General features: G+C 40.1%; 18 protein-coding genes and 2 tRNA genes. 11 read left to right on the forward strand and 9 right to left on the reverse strand.

The genetic code is table 11. The features are described from left to right. Window positions 1-90 precede the first annotated feature (90 nt). Entirely contained in the window at window positions 91-1977 is a 1887-nt protein-coding gene (locus tag OCV82_RS11465) for an amidophosphoribosyltransferase (RefSeq protein ID WP_154044506.1), read from the reverse strand. A 495-nt stretch (window positions 1978-2472) separates the two neighbouring features. Between OCV82_RS11465 and OCV82_RS11470 the strand changes: the two genes are divergently transcribed. From OCV82_RS11470 to OCV82_RS11495, 6 genes are all read left to right on the forward strand, one after another. Beyond that, a tRNA-Thr gene (locus OCV82_RS11470) sits at window positions 2473-2545 on the forward strand. Between the two features lie 164 nt (window positions 2546-2709). Beyond that, complete coding sequence (locus tag OCV82_RS11475; protein ID WP_154044507.1) at window positions 2710-3624, forward strand: ribonuclease Z; 915 nt, start codon at window positions 2710-2712, stop codon at window positions 3622-3624. Window positions 3625-3653: 29 nt separating this feature from the next. Continuing rightward, the gene (locus OCV82_RS11480) at window positions 3654-4205 is read left to right on the forward strand and encodes an RNA polymerase sigma factor (RefSeq protein ID WP_154044508.1); all 552 of its coding nucleotides are present in this window, start codon (window positions 3654-3656) and stop codon (window positions 4203-4205) included. 47 nt (window positions 4206-4252) lie between these two features. Further along, on the forward strand, window positions 4253-4639 hold the full coding sequence (locus tag OCV82_RS11485; RefSeq protein ID WP_154044509.1) for a hypothetical protein: 387 nt from the start codon (window positions 4253-4255) through the stop codon (window positions 4637-4639). A 15-nt stretch (window positions 4640-4654) separates the two neighbouring features. Beyond that, a complete protein-coding gene (locus OCV82_RS11490; protein ID WP_154044510.1) occupies window positions 4655-5095 on the forward strand; it encodes a hypothetical protein in 441 nt (146 codons plus the stop codon). Window positions 5096-5247: 152 nt separating this feature from the next. Then, window positions 5248-5332, forward strand: a tRNA-Ser gene (locus OCV82_RS11495). 94 nt (window positions 5333-5426) lie between these two features. Here the strand turns inward: OCV82_RS11495 and OCV82_RS11500 are convergent. Further along, window positions 5427-6785 carry an MATE family efflux transporter gene (locus OCV82_RS11500; protein WP_262543589.1) on the reverse strand — a complete coding sequence of 453 codons (1359 nt, stop codon included), beginning with the start codon at window positions 6783-6785 and terminating at the stop codon, window positions 5427-5429. A 219-nt stretch (window positions 6786-7004) separates the two neighbouring features. Between OCV82_RS11500 and OCV82_RS11505 the strand changes: the two genes are divergently transcribed. The 4 genes from OCV82_RS11505 (at window position 7005) to OCV82_RS11520 (ending at window position 12050) form a co-directional block, all read left to right on the forward strand. Next, complete coding sequence (locus OCV82_RS11505) at window positions 7005-8546, forward strand: glycine--tRNA ligase (protein ID WP_154044511.1); 1542 nt, start codon at window positions 7005-7007, stop codon at window positions 8544-8546. A gap of 9 nt (window positions 8547-8555) precedes the next feature. Beyond that, window positions 8556-9185 (forward strand): FKBP-type peptidyl-prolyl cis-trans isomerase, encoded by a 630-nt coding sequence (locus OCV82_RS11510; RefSeq protein ID WP_262543592.1) that lies wholly within the window; start codon window positions 8556-8558, stop codon window positions 9183-9185. A gap of 103 nt (window positions 9186-9288) precedes the next feature. Beyond that, the gene (gene metA / locus OCV82_RS11515) at window positions 9289-10212 is read left to right on the forward strand and encodes a homoserine O-acetyltransferase MetA (RefSeq protein WP_154044513.1); all 924 of its coding nucleotides are present in this window, start codon (window positions 9289-9291) and stop codon (window positions 10210-10212) included. Next, a complete protein-coding gene (locus tag OCV82_RS11520) occupies window positions 10212-12050 on the forward strand; it encodes a peptidase U32 family protein (protein ID WP_154044514.1) in 1839 nt (612 codons plus the stop codon). Before metA ends, OCV82_RS11520 begins: the two co-directional genes overlap by 1 nt. Window positions 12051-12110: 60 nt before the next feature. Here the strand turns inward: OCV82_RS11520 and rmuC are convergent, their stop codons facing one another. The 6 genes from rmuC to OCV82_RS11550 are packed head-to-tail and all read right to left on the reverse strand — an operon-like array spanning window position 12111 to window position 18849. Beyond that, entirely contained in the window at window positions 12111-13469 is a 1359-nt protein-coding gene (gene rmuC, locus OCV82_RS11525) for a DNA recombination protein RmuC (RefSeq protein ID WP_154044515.1), read from the reverse strand. A gap of 21 nt (window positions 13470-13490) precedes the next feature. After that, a complete protein-coding gene (locus OCV82_RS11530) occupies window positions 13491-15968 on the reverse strand; it encodes an outer membrane beta-barrel family protein (protein ID WP_154044516.1) in 2478 nt (825 codons plus the stop codon). 12 nt (window positions 15969-15980) lie between these two features. Beyond that, entirely contained in the window at window positions 15981-16700 is a 720-nt protein-coding gene (locus tag OCV82_RS11535) for a GIN domain-containing protein (RefSeq protein WP_154044517.1), read from the reverse strand. 43 nt (window positions 16701-16743) lie between these two features. Then, window positions 16744-17112 (reverse strand): GntR family transcriptional regulator, encoded by a 369-nt coding sequence (locus tag OCV82_RS11540; RefSeq protein ID WP_154044518.1) that lies wholly within the window; start codon window positions 17110-17112, stop codon window positions 16744-16746. Continuing rightward, complete coding sequence (locus OCV82_RS11545; RefSeq protein ID WP_154044519.1) at window positions 17109-17996, reverse strand: hypothetical protein; 888 nt, start codon at window positions 17994-17996, stop codon at window positions 17109-17111. Before OCV82_RS11545 ends, OCV82_RS11540 begins: the two co-directional genes overlap by 4 nt. Window positions 17997-18012: 16 nt before the next feature. Next, window positions 18013-18849, reverse strand: a complete 837-nt coding sequence (locus OCV82_RS11550; protein WP_154044531.1) for an ABC transporter ATP-binding protein — start codon at window positions 18847-18849, stop codon at window positions 18013-18015. A 329-nt stretch (window positions 18850-19178) separates the two neighbouring features. Here OCV82_RS11550 and OCV82_RS11555 point away from each other — a divergent pair, with 329 nt between their 5' ends. Beyond that, complete coding sequence (locus OCV82_RS11555; protein ID WP_154044520.1) at window positions 19179-21512, forward strand: glycoside hydrolase family 127 protein; 2334 nt, start codon at window positions 19179-19181, stop codon at window positions 21510-21512. A gap of 361 nt (window positions 21513-21873) precedes the next feature. Here the strand turns inward: OCV82_RS11555 and OCV82_RS11560 are convergent, their stop codons facing one another. Next, entirely contained in the window at window positions 21874-23100 is a 1227-nt protein-coding gene (locus OCV82_RS11560) for a hypothetical protein (RefSeq protein WP_154044521.1), read from the reverse strand. Window positions 23101-23217: the final 117 nt, after the last annotated feature.

A 23217-nucleotide genomic window follows, 5' to 3' on the forward strand; every position in this document is an offset into this window, starting at 1 on the left:
GTATGTTTGAGTTAATAATTAACAGTTAATAATTAATAATTGAGAATTAAGAGTGATATCATCCACTCATTATTAACTTTTAATTCTTAATTATTCATTTAAAAAATTTTCTTCTATATAGTTTATAAACGCCTGGTTTACCAGTTTCACTCCGCCCGGAGTAGGATAGTCTCCGCTGAAGTACCAGTCGCCTGTGTGGTCAGGACATGCCTCGTGAAGTCCTTCAAGTGTCTGATATACTATTTCCACTTTGGCTTGTGTTCCGGCAGGTGTCAGCAGTTCTACCATTTTGGCTGATATCTCTTCGTCCGTGAACGGTGCGTATATCTCTTTCACATAGTTCACCATCTCTTCTTTAGGCAATCCTAATTGTGCCTTAGATTTGCTGTATGCATTTATTATAACGTCCTTCATACCTCTTTCCTCAAGCAATGCTATGGCAGCCTTGAAGGCAATGAACTGCTCCATGCTTGCCATGTCTATACCGTAATAGTCCGGATAGCGTACCTGTGGCGATGACGATACTATTACTATCTTTTTCGGGTGCAGGCGGTCTAGTATGCTTATGATACTTTGTTTCAGTGTTGTACCACGAACTACACTGTCGTCTATTATCACCAGGTTGTCAGCGTACGGCACGAGGCTTCCGTATGTAATGTCATATACGTGTGCTGCCAGGTCATTGCGGGTATTTCCTTCGGCTATGAACGTACGCAGCTTTATATCCTTAATTGCGACTTTTTCGCTTCGGATACGTTGTGAAAGAATCTGTTCAAGTTCGCTGTGGCTCGGTTTATGTCCCAAGGCCTCTATACGTTGTACTTTCAGCTCATTCAGATAGTTGTCGAAACCTTCCAGCATTCCGTAGAAAGCCACTTCGGCTGTGTTCGGGATGAAAGAGAATACTGTGTGTATCACGTCGTTGTCTATAGCTTTCAGAATAGGGTTCACCAGCTTCTCACCGAGTTTTTTTCTTTCGCGGTATATATCCATGTCGCTGCCGCGGCTGAAGTATATACGTTCGAAAGAACAAGCCTTTTTCACTTTCGGCTCGTTTATCTGAGCCAGACGCATCTGTCCTTTTTTGCTTATCATTATTGCCTGGCCAGGCTGAAGTTCGTTTATACTGTCGGCAGGAACATTCAGTACTGTCTGTATCACAGGACGTTCTGAAGCCAGTACGAATATTTCATCGTCCATATACCAGAATGCAGGACGTATTCCCCACGGATCGCGTACGGCAAAGCTTTCGCCGCTACCGGTCAGTCCGCATATCACGTAACCGCCGTCCCATGTCGGACTTGATGTCTTCAAAACGTTTGTCAGGTCTATTCTGTCTTCTATGGCATGAGTGATGTCCATACCTTCCAGACCTTCGCCTTTACATTCTGTGTACAACCTTTCCACTTCTCGGTCAAGTCGGTGTCCCACCTGCTCAAGCATTATATACGTGTCGGCATATTTGCGCGGGTGCTGTCCGTCGGCAGTGATTGATGCAAATATTTCGTCAACATTTGTAAGGTTGAAATTTCCGCACAGCGCAAGGTTCTTTGCACGCCAGTTGTTGCGGCGGAGGAACGGGTGCACATACGATATTCCGCTTTTACCTGTAGTGGAATATCTCAGGTGTCCCATATACAGTTCGCCTGCAAAAGGAAGACACTTTTCGGCATATTTGGCATCACGCATCTGTTCCGGTGTCAGATCCTTGAAATAACTGTGTACAGTTCCGAAAATCTCGGTTATGGCTCCTGCGCCAAGTCCTCTTTCGCGGAACATGTATTCTTCTCCCGGTGCAGCCTGAAGTTTTACGCAAGCCAGTCCGGCAGCTTCCTGTCCACGGTTATGCTGTTTCTCCATCAAAAGGTACAGCTTATTAAGTCCGTACATCCATGTACCATATTTCTGCTGGTAGTGTTCCAGTGGTTTCATCAGGCGTATCATCGCCACCCCACATTCGTGCTTTAGTTGTTCCATACCTTAATTATCTATATTTGTATTGTTGTATATCGTATAATGCTGTTGGACGAAAAAAATCCCGGATATGCCGAAAAGCATTTCCGGGTAAATATGAATTTTCTGAAAAAGAAAAGTCTGTATGTTTGAAAAACAAAAATAACATACTGGAAAATGAAAAACGGATTTTGGCAAAAAGAAATGTAATAGCATTTCTGTATGCTTCCGAAGTTTTACAATATAGAAAAACCGAATAAAATCTTTTCATCTTCTGGCTCTTAATAAATATATATTATATGTGTTATATTAAGTCTTTCTTATGTTATATTCGGGGTGCAAAGATAAGTATTTTCAGTGAAATATATGCATTCCGTTAATACATCTTTAGAAAAAATATTCGTATTACCTTTTTATTATATGTGATAAATATATGAAGCAACGATAAAAAAATCGGAAATACATTTGTCAATAAAAAAATAAGAAGTAATTTTGAACCACAAAATAAGAACTTATCCCGCCGAAATAACTCAGTTGGTAGAGTAACTCATTCGTAATGAGTAAGTCGCGGGTTCGAGTCCCGCTTTCGGCTCTTATTTTGACGGTTACAAAACGCCCTGTCATTCGATTTGAAATGACAGGGCGTTTTGTTTAAAACGACAGTTCATTTTTTTTAAACGCATGAAAGGCTTATGCTTTAGTTTATTTATACCTTCGTTTTGACACTATTTGAAGATTTTATTTATCTTTGTCGGCATGGAAAAATTTGAGCTTAACATATTGGGATGCGGTTCTGCATTGCCTACGATGCGGCATTCTGCCACTTCACAAGTCATTAACGTAAGAGAGAAACTTTTTATGATAGACTGTGGAGAGGGAACACAGGTGCAGCTGCGCAGATCCAGACTGAAATTTTCAAGACTTAACCATGTTTTCATATCACACCTGCATGGCGATCATTGCTTTGGACTCATAGGAATGATATCAACTTTCGGCATGATAGAAAGAACTGCCGATCTGCATATATATGCGCATCCTGATTTGCAGATATTGCTCAAACCTCAACTCGATTTCTTCTGTAAGGGATTACCCTTTGAGGTTATATTCCATGACATCGATCCGGCAGAGCGGGCTGTGATATACGATGACCGTTCGTTGACGGTTGAAACCATCCCACTGAAACACAGAATGCCTACGTGTGGTTTCCTTTTCAAGGAAAAGCCTGTACCTAATCATATCATAAGAGATATGATAGATTTCTATAAGGTGCCGGTGTATATGATTAACAGAATTAAGAACGGTGAGGATTTTGTGTGTGAGGATGGAACAGTGGTTCCTAACAGCAGGCTGACTGTGCCTTCTGATCCTCCAAGAAGTTATGCCTACTGTTCTGATACGATGTTTTGTCCGAAAATAGTTGAACAGATAAAGAACGTGGACTTGTTGTTTCATGAAGCTACTTTCCTGGAAACGGAGAAGGCAAGGGCTAAGGTTACCATGCATTCGACGGCAAGACAGGCAGCTGAGATTGCAAGGATGGCAGAAGTGAAGAAACTGATTATAGGTCATTTCTCGGCAAGATACGATGACGATGAATGTCTTCTGGCCGAAGCAAAAGAAGTTTTTGCCGATACAATTTTGGCAAACGAGAATTTGAGTATAAACATTTGAATTTCCTACAGCATATTGTTTAAATGGTTATGGCACATAATAATGAGGACGATATAAAAGAGCGTTTGCACGACCCGCACACGCGACGCAGTGCTTTTGAAGAAGTGGTAGGGGAGTTCAGCGAACAACTGTATTGGCAGATAAGAAGGATGGTGGTGTCTCACGATGATGCCAATGACATTCTTCAGAATACATTTATAAAGGCATGGACCAATATTGACTATTTCAGAGGAGATGCAAAACTTTCTACATGGCTATACAGAATAGCCCTGAATGAATGTCTGAATTTTCTGAGCAGGCAGAGGGCACAGGAAAATATATCTATAGATGAGGCTGACTCGAATTTTATAAACATGATTGAGGGAGATCCGTATTTTGACGGGGACGAAACCCAGGTCATGTTTCAAAAAGCTATACGAACACTACCTGAGAAACAGAGGATTATATTCAATCTGAGATATTTTCACGAAATGAAATATGAAGATATTTCAGAGATAGTGGGAACTACGGTTGGAGCCCTTAAAGCTTCATATCATCACGCGGTAAAGAAAATAGAAGAATATTTCAAGCAAAATGATTAAACCTTTTACCGTATTTTTAATCTAATATAAAGGAAGGAGATCGTAATATGAAGGAAGATACCGAATTAAAGAACAGGATAGGGAAGGAAAATCCTTTTAAGGTGCCCGAAGGCTACTTTGAAAATATTGTTCCCGAAATAATGAAGCAGCTTCCTGAAGCCGAGGTGCAAGAAGAGGTTGAGGTAACCATGTGGGAAAGAGTGAAACCTTGGGTTTATATGGTTGCTATGTTCTGCGGACTTATGTTCGGACTGCGTGTAATGATGAATGACAGGCCTGTAAGTACGGGTATTAATGCGGGCGATGTCTCTATGACGGATTCTGTGCAAGGTATTCCGGATGAATATATTGATCCTATTTTGGATCAGGCTATGATGGATGATTATACATTATATATGTATCTGACTGATGCCGATTTGGATATATACAATTAATTCGATTATTCTTATATGAACAGATTTTTTATTATAATTGCTATGCTTATATCTTGTCTTGCCATACAGGCTCAGGACAAAAAAGAATGCATGAGCAAGGAACAGTTTCGTGAACGACAAAAACAGTATCTTGTAGAAAAGGCAGGATTGACACAGGAGGAGGCTGCAAAGTTCTTTCCTTTGTATTTTGAATTGCAGGATAAGAAATTTTCTTATAATAAAGATATGTGGGACAAGATACGCAAGGCTAAGGATGGTAATAATGTGACAGATGCCGAATATTCACGCATAACGGAAGATGTGATAAAGACGCGCCTTACAATAGATGAACTGGAGCTGGAATATCTTGGTAAATATAAAAAAGTGCTTAGTCCAAAGAAAATTTATAATATTCAACGGGCTGAAATGAAGTTCAGCCGTGAATTGCTGAAAGGAGCCGGAAAACATAAAAAATAGTGTTCATAACAGGATTATACTACTTGATAAAGCCTGTTTTCAGAAAAAAAACGTACCTTTTCAGAAAAAAATATCCAAAAGCTTTGCATATTCAAAAAAAAGCAATACCTTTGCATCGCTTTTGAGAGATAAAGCACTTCGAAAGAAGTCTTGGAGAGGTGGCAGAGTGGTCGATTGCGGCGGTCTTGAAAACCGTTGTACTGCGAGGTACCCGGGGTTCGAATCCCTGTCTCTCCGCGATAAACATTGAAAATCAATAGTTTATAGCAGTTGCGCCCAATTTTATATTACATTGATAATATAAAATTGGGTGTTTTTTATTCCCGATTCTTTATCTTGTCAATACATTGTCTTGTTTCAGCTTCTTTAGTACTGGGACAGTAAGCGGGAATGCCAGTATGAAAGAACAGAAATCTGATACGGCCTGACACATTTCTACTCCTTGCAATCCTAAAAGTTTTGGAAGTATTATTATAAGTGGAATAAAGAATAGTCCCTGTCTTGCTGAAGACAGAATTAGTGCCCTTCCTGGTATTCTTATTGTTTGAAGCATCATATTGCATAATATTACCCATGTGCCGATAGGAAGGGTTATGAGTTGCCAGCGTAGTGCTCTTGCGCCTATTTCTATTACCAGTGGGTCGTCTTTGCGGAACCAGGACACTATTTCAGGTGCGAATATATATCCTATTATGGCACAGATTGTAAGAAAAATGACTCCTGTCTTTATGCAGAAGTAAAATCCCTCACGCACGCGTCGGTATAATCCTGCACCGTAGTTAAATCCGCATACAGGCTGGAAACCTTGACCGAAACCTATTACGAATGAGTTTATGAACATACATATACGTGTCACTATGGACATTCCTGCGATTGCAGCGTCGCCATAAGCTCCGGCAGCTACATTAAGCATAATAGTGGAAAGGCTGACAAGCCCCTGACGGCTTAATGACGGTATGCCTCCGTATGTTATTTCTTTCAAATATGTAAAGGAAGGAGTGAAATTCTTGAACTTGATTTTTATGTTTGTTCCTTTGCTGTCCATGTAAATAAGCACCATAAAACTGCAGAACTGGCTTATTATTGTTGATAAGGCAGCACCAGACACTCCCATGTCTAGAACAAATATCAGAAGCGGGTCAAGCCCGATATTTATCACAGCTCCAATGATTATACCTATCATGGCATATACGGCATTACCCTGAAAGCGCATCTGATTGTTCAGTACAAGTGATGATGCCATAAAAGGCGCCCCTATGAGGATTATTCCTAAATAGTTTTCGGCGTATGGCAGTATGGTTTCGGTAGAACCTAACAGGATACATATTGGGGTGAGGAAAATGTTTCCAAGTACGGCTATTATTATTCCAAAAGTAAAAGCGTAGAAAAAACCGGTTGATGCCATCTTTTCTGCGCTGTCGTAATCTTTTGCTCCAAGCTTGCGTGAAATAAAATTGCCGGAACCGTGGCCGAAAAAGAATCCGAATGCCTGTATTATTGCCATTATTGAAAATGAAATGCCAACGGCAGCAGTGGATTGTGTATTGATTTGTCCCACGAAATAAGTATCAGCCATTACATAAAATGATGTTACAAGCATGCTTATTATAGTCGGTACTGCAAGCGATGTTATCAGTTTTGGGATAGGCATCGTCGTCATCATCTTATGTTTGTCTTGTGCTGTTTTCATCGTGAATATTCTTTTCGTAGGGTGATATTTAATGTCTTATAAGGTGAAATTTCTTACAAAAATAGATGTTTTTTTTGTTTTTGTCCCTATTAATGAGCTATTTCGTCTATATTCATAAGATAAATTAATACACTATTCGTTCATTATTCTTCATATTTGCGTATCTTTGTGCCCAATAGTAAATAAAACAATTAGAAAAATATAAAATAAGTTAGAAAAATGGCACAGGAAGACGTTTTCAAGAAATTGGTTTCTCACTGTAAAGAGTATGGTTTTGTATTTCCTTCAAGTGAAATATATGATGGTCTTGGAGCTGTATATGATTACGGCCAGATGGGTGTGGAACTGAAAAATAATATAAAGCAGTATTGGTGGCAGAGTATGGTGCTTTTGCACGAAAACATTGTAGGTATAGATTCTGCAATCTTTATGCACCCTACAATATGGAAAGCTTCTGGACACGTTGACGCTTTCAATGACCCATTGATTGATAACCGTGATTCAAAGAAACGCTACCGTGCAGACGTTCTGATTGAAGAGCAGATTGCAAAATACGAAGATAAGATTAATAAAGAAGTAGCTAAGGCTGCAAAGAAATTCGGTGATGCTTTTGATGAAGCTCAGTTCCGCAGCACTAACGCACGTGTTCTTGAACATCAGGCTAAGCTTGACGCTTTGCATGACCGTTATGCAAAGGCTATGAATGCTAACGATTTGAATGAACTGCGCCAGATTATCCTTGATGAAGAAATAGTATGTCCTATCTCTGGTACAAAGAACTGGACTGAAGTTCGTCAGTTCAACCTTATGTTTACTACTGAAATGGGTTCTACTGCCGATGGAGCAATGAAGGTATATCTTCGTCCTGAAACAGCTCAGGGTATCTTCGTAAACTATCTGAATGTACAGAAGACAGGCCGTATGAAAATACCTTTCGGTATCGCACAGATAGGTAAGGCTTTCCGTAACGAAATCGTTGCACGTCAGTTCATCTTCCGTATGCGTGAGTTCGAACAGATGGAAATGCAGTTCTTCGTAAAACCGGGAACAGAACTTGAATGGTTCAAGAAATGGAAAGAAACCCGTCTGAAATGGCATAAGGCTCTTGGATTCGGTGATGATCACTATCGTTATCATGATCATGAAAAACTGGCTCACTATGCTAATGCCGCTACAGACATCGAATTCCTGATGCCTTTCGGTTTCAAGGAAGTTGAAGGTATCCATAGCCGTACTAACTTCGACTTGAGCCAGCACGAAAAATATTCAGGCAAGAGTATCAAATACTTCGATCCTGAAATCAACGAAAGCTACACTCCGTACGTTATCGAAACATCAATCGGTGTTGACCGTATGTTCCTCAGCATCATGAGTGCTTCATACTGCGAAGAAAAGCTTGAAAACGGCGAGACACGTGTAGTTCTTAAATTGCCTGCAGCTTTGGCTCCAGTGAAACTTGCCATCATGCCGTTGGTTAAGAAAGACGGTCTGCCTGAAAAAGCACGCGAAATCATGAACGACCTTAAGTTCCACTTCAACTGTCAGTATGATGAAAAAGACAGTATCGGAAAGCGTTACCGTCGTCAGGATGCAATAGGTACTCCATACTGTATTACAATCGACCACCAGACATTGGAGGACAACTGCGTGACATTGCGTAACCGTGATACAATGGAACAGGAACGTGTGGCTATTTCTGAACTTAACAATATCATCGCTGATAAGGTAAGTATCACAAGCTTATTGAAAACTCTACAATGATTTATGCTTATGAATAATAGAATATTTTGGCTCGTTATAATCCTTTCTGTATTGACTATAGGTTTCTCCTCTTGTGCTAAAGATACAGAGGTGGCTGATCCGTATGCCAACTGGAAGGAAAGAAATGAGCATTTTATTGATTCAATAGCAGATGTTGCAGATAATCCTCCTTCTGGCGAAATATGGAAAAAGTATGCAAACTACAAGATAAAGTTTGATGAAATTAATTATAAATATGAGGTACATGATTATGTATATGTAAAGTATGCCAAGAAAGAGGATATTTTTGATGGAAGCGAACCGTTGATAAACTTTGGTGATACTGTTTCAATGGCTTATCAGGGATTTATAATAAACGGAACCCGTTTCGACGGTAACTATTACGGCACTTTCGATAAGGAGGTTACTGATAACTTTACCAAGTTTGATATCTCGAAGAATTATGTTGTCGGTTGGACTACAGCTTTGATGCACATGAAGCCTGACATGTCTGACAAGGCTACTGTTTATGTTCCATATCAGATGGGATATAAAGATGAGAATAGGAGTGATGTCATTAGACCATATTCGACTTTAATATTCGAAATGTATATAGATGAGGTTATTCATCCTTATGAGACCAGTAATTCGGATAACTGAAATTATTGACCAGTAAATACAAAAAAAGCATCCTTAATGGTTATTACTGTTCTGGATGCTTTTTTGTTATTATCTAATAACTAACAACTAACAACTATATAAAATGCCTTTAAATTTACCCGATAAACTTCCTGCCATTGATCTTCTGAAGGAAGAAAACATATTTGTCATTGACAGTTCAAGAGCTACATCGCAGGATATACGTCCGCTAAAGATTGTCATCCTCAATCTTATGCCATTGAAGATTACCACTGAAACAGATCTGATACGTCTTCTGTCAAACTCTCCTTTACAGATAGAGGTGAACTTCATGAAAATAAAGAGCCACACATCTAAGAACACTCCGATAGAACACATGAAAGCTTTCTATCGTGATTTCGAAGATATGCGTGATGAGAAGTTCGACGGCATGATTATCACCGGGGCTCCTGTGGAACATCTCGATTTCGAGGATGTGAATTATTGGGATGAGATACAGGAAATATTCAACTGGACCCGCACTCATGTAACATCAACTTTCTATATCTGCTGGGCCGCTCAGGCCGGACTGTACCATCATTATGGAGTACCTAAATATGCGTTGGACAAGAAGATGTTCGGTATCTTCGAGCATCACATCTGCGACGGATTCAGCCAGCTGCCGATATTCCGCGGATTCGACGATGAATTCTTCGTACCTCACAGCCGTCATACAGAAGTGCGCCGTGAAGATATAGAGAAATGTCCGGAACTGTCAATCATTTCCGAATCCGAAGATTCGGGAGTACATATAGTGATGGCACGTGGCGGACGCGAATTCTACGTGACAGGCCATTCGGAATATTCACCTCTTACACTTGACGGAGAATACCGCCGCGACCTTGGAAAAGGTCTGCCTATCGACATGCCAAAAAACTATTATCGCGACAATGACCCGGACAAGGGACCGGTAGTGAGATGGCGCAGCACTGCAAACCTGCTTTTCTCCAACTGGCTCAACTACTATGTATATCAGGAAACCCCATACGATATTAATCAGATTAAATAATGATAAAACAACGTCCTATAGAACTTCTTGCTCCTGCAAAGAATCTTGAATGCGGAATCGAGGCCATCAATCATGGTGCCGATGCGGTCTATATCGGTGCACCACGTTTCGGGGCACGTGCCGCTGCTGGCAATTCCATAGAAGACATCAAGGCTTTGGTGGAGCATGCACATCTGTATAACGCACGTATATATGTCACAGTAAATACAATCCTGCATGACGAGGAACTTCCGGAAACGGAGAAAATGATATGGGAATTGTACCGTGCCGGTGTAGATGCCCTGATCATACAGGATATGGGTATCACGCGCCTTAACCTTCCGCCTATAGCACTGCATGCCAGTACGCAGATGGATAACCGTACCCCGGAGAAAGTGAAGTTCCTTTCGGATATAGGTTTCCGTCAGGTGGTTCTGGCACGCGAACTCTCGCTTGATGAAATAAAGAAGATACACGATACATGTCCTGAAACGCTTCTCGAAGTGTTCATTCATGGTGCCTTGTGCGTTAGCTACAGCGGGCAGTGTTATGTGAGCCAGGCTTGTTATGGCCGTAGTGCCAACCGTGGCGAGTGTGCACAGTTCTGCCGTCTGGCTTTCGATCTGGTGGATTCCAACGGAAAGACAATAGAACAGAACAAGCATCTCCTCTCGCTCAAAGATATGAACCAAAGCGATAATCTTGAAGCATTGCTTGATGCCGGAGCCACATCGTTGAAGATAGAAGGCCGCTTGAAGGATGTGTCGTATGTGAAGAATGTCACTGCATACTACCGTCAGAAACTGGATTCGATATTCAAATACCGTAAGGAGTATGTCAGGGCATCGTCAGGTACGGTGAAGACTACATTCACTCCGCAGCTTGACAAGAGTTTCAGCCGTGGCTTTACTGATTATTTTCTTCGTGGACGAAATCCTGGAATATTCTCGTTCAGTACTCCTAAGTCACTGGGTGAGGAGGTAGGCACTGTGAAGGAAATCAGAGGAAACTACTTTACTGTAGCAGGAGTGAAATCTTTCAACAATGGCGACGGACTTTGCTATATTGACGATAACGGTCGTCTTCAGGGATTCAGAGTGAACCGTGTGGAGAACAACAAGCTTTTCCCGCAGGATATGCCAAGACTGAAACCCAAGACACGTCTCTACCGTAACTTCGACCAGGAATTTGAGAAACTGATGCAGAAAAAATCGGCAGAAAGAAAGATTGCAGTCGATATATGTCTGGCTGAAAATAATTTTGGCTTTACATTGAGTTTTTCTGATGAGGACGACAATAGCGTATCCATTACACTGGAGCGTGCGAAAGAACCGGCACGTACACTACAGACAGATAATCTGAGAAATCAGCTAAGTAAATTGGGAAACACCCCGTTTGAGGCTAAGGATATAAAGATAGATTTGTCTGACAACTGGTTTATTCCTTCATCCGAACTTTCAGAACTAAGACGTAATGCCGTAGAAAAACTGCTTGAAGCACGCAGGATAAACTATCGCAGGGAAGTGTTCCGCTTGAAGGAAAGCAAGACTAAGTTCCCTGTAAGCACGCTTACATATCTTGGAAATGTGATGAACAGCTCTGCAGCCGAATTTTATAAGAACCATGGAGTTCTGAAAGTAATGCCTGCATTAGAGAAGGAACAGCCTAAGGATGCCGTTCTGATGTTCTGCAAGCATTGCATCCGCTACAGCATGGGCTGGTGTCCGGTACATCACAAGGTGCGTTCTCCGTTCCGCGAACCGTATTATCTTGTAAGTTCAGATGGCAGACGCTTCCGCCTGGAGTTTGACTGCAAGCAATGTCAGATGAAAGTTCTGGCGGATAATTCTGAACAATAATAAGTTTGTTGCGTTTGAAACACATCAGACGCAACAAACAATGAGTTATAGATATTAATATTACTTTTCATCCAGCAGTCTGGCAGGAATGTTCTTCTTAGGGGTGATTCCCAGCTCCTTGAGCATTTCTGCCTGACGGATGAGATTTCCTTTTCCTTCCGAAAGCTGTGAACGTGCATTTCCGTATGCCGTATTTACAGTGTTTATCGCGTCCCCTATCTTTTCGAATGTTTCTGCAAAACCGGCAAGTTTCTCATAAAGTGCAGTTCCGCGCTTCACTATCTCCTGTATGTTCTTTTCCTGATACTCTCGTTTCCACAAGTCAAGAGCCAGTCTTAATGCGGCAATAAGATTTGTAGGGCTCATCAGTACCACCTTTTTCTGATAGGCATAATTCCACAGATTGTTGTCTGCCTGAAGTGCCAGTACGTAAGCCGGTTCGTTAGGGATGAACATCATTACAAAGTCCAGTGCCGATACGTTGTATTTGGAATAGTCTTTCTTGCTCAGTTCGTCTATATGAGCCTTTACCGAGCGCAGATGTTCTTTCAGATATTGCTCTTTCTCTGTCTTGTCGTCTGTCCCGATATATGCGGCATATGCCGTGAGCGATACTTTGGAGTCGATTATTACATGACGGTTGTCGGGATATACCACTATTACGTCCGGTTGCAGCCTCTGTCCCTGTTCGTTTTTCAGATACTCTCCATTCTCGTCTTTAAGGAATTCCTGACGGAAATACTCCTCGCCTTCGTGCAGACCGGAGTTTTCAAGTATCGTTTCCAGTATCATCTCACCCCAGTTACCCTGCATCTTTGAGTCACCTTTCAAAGCTTTTGTCAGATTGTTGGCGTCATCGCTTATCTGTTTGTTCAACAGAACAAGCTCCTTTATCCTGTCTTCGAGAGAGAAACGCTGTTTCGATTCCTTCTCATATACCTCTGCCACCTGATGCTTGAACTCGTTCAGATTGTCTCCGAAAGGTTTTAGCAGACTGCTTAGGCTTTCGGTACTCAGTTTGTTGAAAGTCTCTGTTTTCTGTTGGAAAATCTTGTTGGCTATGTTCTCAAACTCCAGATTGAACTGCTTGTGCATCGCTGCAATCTCTTCTTTCTGATTTTCAAGTTTCTCGGCCATATTGCGGTTCTCTACTTTCAGCGATGCCGAAACAGTGTAAGCCTCGTTCAGCAGACGTGCATTCTCGTCCAGCTTGTCCTGTAGTTTTTGTATGTTTTGTCTCATGCTTTCAGCCTGCTGTGCTGCCTTAATCTGTTCGTTTTTTAACAGCTCGGCTGAGTGTTCCTGTTGCATTTTCAGTTGCGATTGCAATATACCCGATTTCTTTGCAGAAACCAGGTGTCCTATAATGATTCCTAATACGCATCCTACTATTGTTCCTATTATTATGTATATTGTCATTTTTTAGAAGTTATAGAATTATTACATTCCTCTCTGTCCTCCGGCAGAAGAACCACTGTTTCCTCCCGATTTAACATCATCATTGTTGATGCTTCGGCTTGTTTTCTTGACCTGGGTTTTCAGTTCACCGAATCTCCAGCTGATACCTATGGCGTAACCTAAATTATAGTATTTGTTTTTACTCCATGAGCGGAATGTGTCTGTAACCGTTTCGTTTTCGTATGTATTATATTTGTTGAAGAAGTTATTTGCAGACAGTGAGATGCTCAATCTCTTATCTTTCAGGAAAGAGCGTGTCAGTCCCAGTCCGTAGTAATAATATGACGAGCCTTTACCCTGCAAGGTTATATACGGTGTACTTCCTCCTCCGTAAACACTCAGACGCAAGTCCCATGGAAGTGTCTGTTGTACGTTTCCGAACAGGTTACCGTTGAAGCCGGAATTTTTTGTATCAAGCAAATCGCTGCTATAGTCCGAATAAGAGCCTGATGCGTTGATTGATATTCTGGTCTTGTTTCCCGGGTTCCAGTTCATCCACAATGACAGGCGAGTGATCTGTTTCTTGCCCGCATTCTCGTAAGTACTATTTAGGATACCGTCTTTCATGAAAGAATAATTTTCTATACCGTTGTTTGTGAATGTATAGTTCAGGTTTGCATTAATATTGAACTTTGCAGAGAAAGAACTGAATGTCAATCCAACGATATGTGCCTTTTCTGTTTCCAGGTCAGGATTACCGTAACTTACTGATGTCGGGTTGCTTTCATCGCGGAAAGGGTTAAGATACCATATACCCGGACGGTTGATACGCATATTGTAATTCGCCTTCAGGGTAGAAGTTGCGCCAAGCATATATGACATATTCACAGTAGGAACAACATCGTCGAAACCGGCATTGAAGTTTCTTTCAGGCTGAAGGTCGTATTTCACATCCATAAAAGTATGCTCGTATCGTACACCCGCCTTGAAACCGAATTTTTTCAGCTTCAGCTGATAGTCGGCATATGTAGCTACGATGCTTTGTCCCTGGTCGAATATGCTCGACATATTGTTGTCCTGAAGCATAGAACCGTCGCTTTTTTGAATGAAATATTTACTGTCGCTCGCGTTCAGTCGATAGATGTATTTCATACCGGCATCAATATAGTGCTTGTCGTTTATAGGATTAACGTAGTCTATCTGTCCGGTATGTTCAGCTGTGTGGGCGTCATTGTCAAAATACTGATTTTCCAGCGAGAAAGGAACGTATTCCATATCCATATATTCCGTAGCTGACTCACTGTTGTTTGGAGAATCGTTGTATTTATACGATACGGTAAGATATTCGCCTTTGGTCTTGAAGGAATGCTGATAGTCGAAGTTGATGCCTACATTGCCGAAACCGCTTGTGGATTTATTCAGTGTATTGTATCGGTATGTCAACTCTTCCATATTGTTCAGCATGCGGTTTTCCGAGTTGCTGTTGGTCTTGAAGTTACCTCCGAACATATTTGCGGAGAATGTTATCAAGTTCAATGTGTCAATCTCATAACTACCTTCCAGATTGCCGAACTGGAAATTGCCGTTGCTTTTTGAGGAACCTTCACTATTGAGATACTTGTTTGTATCCGATGTGTAGTCCTCGCGTCCGGAACTGAAGTAACTGCGTGGCTGTGTGTTATAGTTGTACGAATAATTGCCGGATACGGTAAATTTACCCACCTGAACAGTACCGTATGCATATCCGGAAAAGCCTTGATTGCTTGCCCTTCCTCCAAGTGTGACATTATATCCCTGCATCTTTGCATCCGTAGTGATGATGTTCAGAATACCTCCGATACCTTCGGCATCGTATTTCGCTCCCGGTTCTGTTATCACCTCTATTGATTTTATGCTGTTGGCAGGCATACTTCTCAATACCTCTTTCGGATTGTTGCTCATCAGGGTGTTTGGCTTACCGTTTACGTGTACCTTGAAGCTGCTTGATCCGTTCACCTGGATATTGTCTTCTCCATCCACAGTTACCAGAGGTACTTTCTTAAGCATTTCCAGTGTGGTGTTGGTCTTTGAGTCCGGGTCGTCCTCCATGCTGTAGGTTATTTTGTCTATTTCGGCTTTCACGAGAGGTTTCTGTGCCACTACTTCCACTCCTTTAAGCATTTCCGTTGCCTCGGAAGTAAATATAGTTCCGAGGTCAACAGATTTCTTGCTTGTGCTTAATGTAAAGTTTCTTTTTACGGTATTCTTTCCTACCGATGAGAGAGTTATGACGTAGTCGCCCGGCTCGGACAGTTTCTCATTGAAACGTCCCTTTTCGTCGGTGACCGAAAGTTTTACTTTTTCGTCAGGATTTGCCGCACTTGATATTCTCACAGTGGCATATGGCTCGCTTTCGTTAAGAAGTGAGTCAACTAAAGTTCCTTTCACTGAATATAAACCGCCCTGCTTTTGTGCAAACACCGTAGCGGTAGTAAGACATACGAGGATACATATAAATCCCCTTAAAACATTAGATGACATTTTTTCTGGATTTTATTTTCTTACTGCTTTTGAAGCTCCACTTGTTGATACATCGGCCTTTGCTGCACCTCTGAACGAAAGTTTTGATGCTCCCGATGCTTCTCCTGTTATGTTCTTATTACATATAATTTCGGCCGTGCTGGCTCCGCTTAGATCCACATCGGCATAATCGGTATTCAGATACTCGCCGTTTGATGACAATTTTGAAGCTCCACTCACTTCTATATTGGCATTGACAGCTTTTCCGCCTATTTCGGCAGATGATGCTCCGCTTACACTTACTTCCAAAGACTGACAGTCTATGTTGGCATCAAAGTGCGATGCTCCGGATACTTCGATATCGAGTTTTTCGGCCTTAATCTCTCCGTCGGAAGTAAATGAAGATGCGCCTCCTATTTCAATGGATTTCAGTTCTTTGCTTGCCGGCACTATAGCAGTGACACTGTATGATCTTCTGAAATCAGAAGCATAAATTTCAATGCCTTCATCATCGTAGTTTACTTTTATTTTGGAAAGAATAGAAGAGTCTGCAATAATCTGAAGTGTGTCAATATCGTGTCTGTACTCCACTCTTATTGCATTTGTCACTTTTAATGATTTATATGAGGTGCTTACTTCATATGTGGAAGTGGCTTCATTTTTGCTTGCTACAGTATTGATCATACAAGATGTGGCTGTAAAAGAAGTTACGGCACTGATTGTGAGTATTGAAAGAAAATTCTTTAGTTTCATGGCTTTATTTGTTTTAAATAATGATATTAGTTTGTGGTTTTCTTTATTTGTTATCTTTCAGAAATTGTTTGTAGAGAGCAGATATTTCCTGTGCTGATATGTCAAGAATTTTCATTGTGCGGAACATTTCCGGCAGTTCCTCGTTCAGGAATGTCTCTTTTCTGAATGAAAGAATTTTATTCTTTGCGCCTTCGCCTACGAAATACCCTATACCCCTTTTATTATATATAATTTCCATTCCTTGCAGATAGTCGTAAGTACGCATCATGGTATTTGCATTCACTTCCACCATTGCGGCATACTCCCTTACGGACGGTATTCGTTCTTCTTCCTTGTATGTGTCATGAAGGATTTCGTCCATAATTCTGTCTGCTATCTGCAAATATATTGATTTCGATTCTTTAAATTTCATCTTCTGAACAGTTTTCTATCGGTGATTTGTGAATTTCTAAACAAATGATAACTAAGAGTCCAGTTAAAAACTGTAAGTGCCAGGAAGATAATGCTTATGGTAGAAAATATAACTTCCTCATTTATCCATGAACTTTTATCTGCCAGGTCTTCCATCCATTTTAATATATATATAAAAGTTCCTTCGTCAGATATATTAATCAGCAAATATAATATAAGGAAAAATACTGCCATACATATTCCCCATGTTTTTATGAAAGGATGTTTTCTGAAGTATGTACCACCCAAAATATAAATGGAGTGTCCCCATAAACCGTTTGAAATTAAAAACAGGTAAGGCATGAATGTTGATGATGCTCCGTATGCTTCAGGATTGATATGAATTGTATCATAAAAAGAAACTGACATTATATCAAACAGACAGAAACTGGAAAATTCTTTCGGGGCATCGAATAGCGGCAGTAAAGCAAGTCTGGTAAGTTCAGCAAAAAACAGTCCCACAAAAAATATTACAATAGAAATAATACATACATATATTGCTCTGCTTATGAACTTTTCTCCGTTTGTAGCCGGAAGCATCATATACGAGATACGTTTGTTTTTTGTATTCATCACTTCCATTATTCTTGAGGCACATACAATTAGATAGAAAAATGTCACAAAAGTTAGTATGGAATGGAATGTATTGCAGAAACCTAGATATTGTGTCTCTCCGGTTTCTCCACGATTGCTGGACAAAACTCCGTACATACCGAACAAGAAAGCCATAGCCGCACCGGAATAGCATGCTATAAGCCTGTATAGGTTGGTTTTCCAATTTTCCATCATGTCGCGTTTCATTACCGCCATGAGTCTTGTAAAACTGAAATTAGTATTTGTAGTCATAACCGTTCCTCCATATTTATTTGTTGAATACTTCCTGTATCTTGTTTCTTTCAGCCAATATGGCATTGAAAAGGACTTCCAGATTCATAGGACTTTCTTCGTTGAATTTGTTTTCCATAATGATGCTGTTACCCTGTACAGACGGTTGTATGAACAGTGCCCCGTCTGTAGGCTCGTTCATGCTTTGTTCGCAGAAGTAAAGCCTTTCTGTTATTTCCTTTACCGATTTGTTAAGTAGCACCTCAGTTCCGTCTATTATAGTTATGTGGTCAAGCAGTCTGTCAATATCCCTTACCTGATGTGTAGAGATTATGATAGTCTTCTCGTCTGTCATTCCCGATGCGATGACTTTTCTGAACTGGCTTTTCGACGGAATGTCCAGTCCGTTTGTAGGTTCGTCCATGAGTAGGAGAGAGGTATTTGTGGCAAGAGCGAAACACATATATGCTTTTTTCTTCTGTCCCATGGAAAGTTCGCCGAGGTTGATGTCCATTCCTAAGTCGAAATCGTTGAGGCAAGTATTCAGTGTTTCGTTACTGAAATTAGGATAGAAAGCACTGTTCAGTTTAACGAACTGTTTCATCGACAGGTTAGGTAAGTCGAACTCCTCAGGAACCAGATAAATGTCCGACAGTGTTTGAGGAAGACGTCTTCTGATGTCTATACCTTTTATCGTTACATTTCCATGAGAAGGTTTGAGCAATCCGCAGATGATATACAGCAGAGTGGATTTACCTGCTCCGTTCTTTCCCAACAGGCCTATTATTTTCCCTTTTTCTATTTCAAGATTGAAATCATTGAACACCTGTTTGTTTTTCCCGTATCCGAAACAGAGATGTTCGGCTTTAATCATTGTTGTGTCCATAATTATATTGCTTTAGTGTATTAGTTTATTAGTACACTGCAAATGTATGCTTTTTGTTTGAAATAACAATAGGTAAAATACGCCTTTAACTTCAGTTAACAATAAGGGCCAAAATAGCGCTTCTGAAAACACCCTGTCGTTTTAATCAAAACGAAAGTCCATTTCAATTGAAGCGTGCGCCCATTTTACCTTAAACGTGCGCCCGTTTTTTTCAGAGGCATAAAATCTAATATTTTAATAGTCTTATTAATGTATATTATACACTTATTTGTATCTTTGTCATCATTGAAAGTTAACTTAATAAAGTATCGAAAAACATGAGAAAACTGTATCTTTTAGGATTGTTCTTTTTCGCTTCTGTTGGTGCAGAGGCCGGGTTACCACAAAAAATCAATACATTTCCAGTTAGTGATGTAAGGCTTACATCAGGGATGTTCAAACATGCTGAAGATTTGGATATATGTTATCTGATGGGGTTGAACCCTGACAGGCTTCTTGCTCCATATATGAAGGAAGCCGGTTTGAAACCAAAGGCAGAGAATTATCCCAATTGGGAGAATACCGGGCTTGATGGTCATATAGGCGGACATTATCTTTCCGCTTTGTCGTATATGTATGCATCTACGGGTAATGAAGAGATAGGTAAAAGGCTTGATTATTTTCTGTCGGAACTGAAACGCTGCCAGAATGCTTCCGGAAACGGTTATCTGTGCGGAGTGCCTGATGGAAAAACTATATGGAATGAAATAAAGGAAGGCAAGATCAATGCAAATCCTTTCGGGTTAAACGATAGATGGGTTCCACTCTATAACATCCATAAAACTTATGCCGGACTGAGAGATGCATATCTCGTGGCAGGTAAGGAAGAAGCTAAAGGTATGTTGGTGGCACTTACGGACTGGATGATGAATATCGTGTCTGCACTTACTAACGAGCAGATCCAGGATATGTTGAGAAGTGAGCATGGCGGATTGAACGAGGTGTTTGCCGATGTATATGCCATTACCGGTGATGAAAAATATCTGGAACTGGCAAAACGTTTCTCTCATAGATTTATTCTTGATCCGCTTGTAGAAAAAAAGGATATGCTTACCGGCAATCATGCAAATACGCAGATACCTAAAGTGATAGGGTTTAAAAGGATAGCCGATTTGGACGGCAACCAGGAATGGAGTTCCGCTTCCGAGTTTTTCTGGAATACTGTAGTGGAGAATAGAAGTGTGTCTATTGGCGGAAACAGCGTGAGAGAACATTTCCACAAGTCGGATGATTTTTCAAGCATGATGACAAGTGAGCAAGGGCCGGAAACTTGCAACACATATAATATGCTCCGATTGACTAAACTGCTTTACGGTACATCAGGAGATGTAAACTATATGGATTATTACGAACGTGCCCTGTATAATCATATATTGTCCAGTCAGAATCCTGTGCAGGGCGGTTTTGTTTATTTCACACCAATGCGTTCGGGGCATTACAGGGTTTATTCGCAGCCGCAGAACTGCTTCTGGTGCTGTGTAGGTTCTGGGATGGAGAACCATGCCAGAAATGGCGAGATGATATACGCGTCGCGTGATAATGAGCTTATTGTCAATCTGTTTATATCTTCTGTCCTCAATTGGGAAGAAACCGGCATGAGTTTCACTCAGGAAACATCTTTCCCTGAAAAAGAACAGACACGTGTTATTGTGAAGAGTGAAAAACCGCGAAAAATGAAGATAAGTTTCCGCTGTCCTGAATGGCTTGATAAAGAAAAAGTAGAATTTAAGGTAAACGGCGGAAAGGTTGAGGCTGTTTTTTATGACGGATATTATACCATAAACAGAAAGTGGAAAGATGGAGATACTGTAGAAATGTCTCTGCCTATGACTTTGCGTGCTGTGCAACTTCCTGACAAATCACCGTATTATTCGTTTATGTACGGTCCTGTGGTATTGGCTGCCGATTTGGGTAAGGAGAGACTTGACGGACAATTTGCCGATGACAGCAGGGGGGGGCACGTAGCATTCGGTCCACAGCTTCCGTTGCAGAATATGCCTGTTATAGTAGGTGAAGAGAAAGACTTTCTGGCAAATCTTAAAAGAGTAAGTCCGGACAAGCTTGAATTCAGATTGTCTGGCGTATATCCTTCAAGATACGATGGAATGATATTAAAACCATTCTATAAGACTCATGAATGCAGATACATGATTTATTGGGAACTAGTTTCTGGAGATGAATTGAAACATAGACAGGCAGAACTTGCAAAACAGGAGGCAGAACGGGTGAGGTTGGAAAATATCACAGCTGATATGGTGGCATGTGGAGAGCAACAGCCTGAAAGTGACCATTTCATAGAAATGGAGAATTCTGTAATTGGCAGTGAACAAGGTACACCATGGCGTGAAACCAAGGGATGGTTCTCCTACAAAATGAAATCCAATGGCAAACCTGTGAATGCGGTTATGATAAACTCTTTCCCTGACGAAGCAAGAAGTGCCGAAATCCATGTAAATGGCGTGAAGATAGGTGAAATAAACGGCAGAGACTCAATTCATGTCTTGAAATTGCCTAAAGAGCTGCTTAAAAATTCGGAATGGGATGTAAAGATTATGTGTGGCAAATCTGATGTTACACCAAAATTCCGTTCTGTCAGATTGATTTCTGAATAATATAAACAACATATAAAAAGAGAGGCGGAAGGCTGTATGCCGGTTTTGATGAACCGATGCATACAGCTTTTTTTCTGCTTTTATGATGAGTATTATAGGATCGAATAATATTTTTTGCCTGTCTGGGGAAAACAAAAAATCCTGATTTTGCTTGGAAATCAGGATTTTACTATCTTTTGCTTTTCTTCAAAGTGGTGCCACCAGAAATCGTAATCTAACGATAAGTGGCTGAATATCTTTGATGTAACTTTTAGCTAAAGAAGTAATCTCCCGCTATTGCTCCACCGGATTCTTGCAATATTTTGCACAAGGTTGCGTGGAGGTTCCAAATACAAAAATACAATATAATTCCTTATAGGAATCATTTTTTTAAAGAATTTGTATCTATCTTTAATGTATCGCAAGTAGTATTATTAACTGGTGCATTATCAATAATTGGTGATACGCGCTTGACAGAATCTACATATTCAATATTGTGCTCATTTTTTTCTACTTTTTTTAAATCTTGATCTAAGCCTATCCAATAAAGAAAAGCTGACATTAAGAGGATACATGCCCCCCACATACAAACACTATAACAACGTTGCTTACGAGCAAAAATAAAACAATTTCTTTTTTTGCAGTTATCTCCTTCATGAAATATATCTGCAATTTCTTCTTCGGTTAAAAGTTTGCTATATCTTTCTTTTATATCCTTTATTTGTTGTTGTGAATAGTGTAACTTTCTATTTAGCTCAAAAAACAATGAATATAGTAAATTGATAAATGAAAGAACAACTAATAGAATCGAGATTTTCATAATATTGGGTGAAAATCCGTCAAATATTTCTTGATGTGATATAGCCCGTATAGCTATGACTGATATAAAGAAAGTAATAGAAGGAAGAATACTTTTCTTGAAATCAGATGCGAAATCAGATACGAAAGAAGCTATTTTATTCTCTTGATCAAGTAGGATTTTTGAAATCTCATTTCGTAGAGTTATAAAATTTTTTACATTTTCTTTTGAGTAATATCTAAAATTGGATTGAATAGCACTAAATGTAGAGTTTGTAAAGTTAATCGATTCTCCATCAATAAGATTGATAGAAATAATATTTCGTGCTATAACCATTTTGTCATAGGTATTACCCTCTAAATAAATCCAATTATAGATTTCACTTAATATCTTGACATTGGGAATATTTATTTGTAAATCGACAAGATTGATAGGCACCGTGAATTCACGAGTTTTGAATCCATTGATTTTGTATTTGATATGATTATCGGCAAAAGAACTGAAATCAAATATGCTTGAAAGTGTATAATAAAAATATGCTATAGCAAATAATTTTGCAATAGGGTCTGAAATATTATCAAAAGATGACAATTCAAAATCTAAAGGTAGAATGTTCCTATATGCAAACTCACTATATACTAACCGATTGGTTCTGTCATATATAAGTGACCGATCATAATTATGTTCTATTATTTCTGAATTTTCTGATGATTTCTGAAAGTATATAGTTGGAGTATGCCAAGGTACAAACTCGTCAGAGTGAACAAAGACCATAATGTTGGACTGCATTCTGACATTCCATATTTCCAAAAACTGTTTTAATTGTTTGGTTAACAGTAAGCATTCAGTAAACCCCGTCAGAACTCAGTCTTGATTCTTTATATTTTTGTACCCATAACCAATATTGTACAAAAATGAAGAATATGA

Source organism: Bacteroides cellulolyticus (assembly GCF_025567135.1).
Taxonomy (GTDB): domain Bacteria; phylum Bacteroidota; class Bacteroidia; order Bacteroidales; family Bacteroidaceae; genus Phocaeicola; species Phocaeicola cellulolyticus.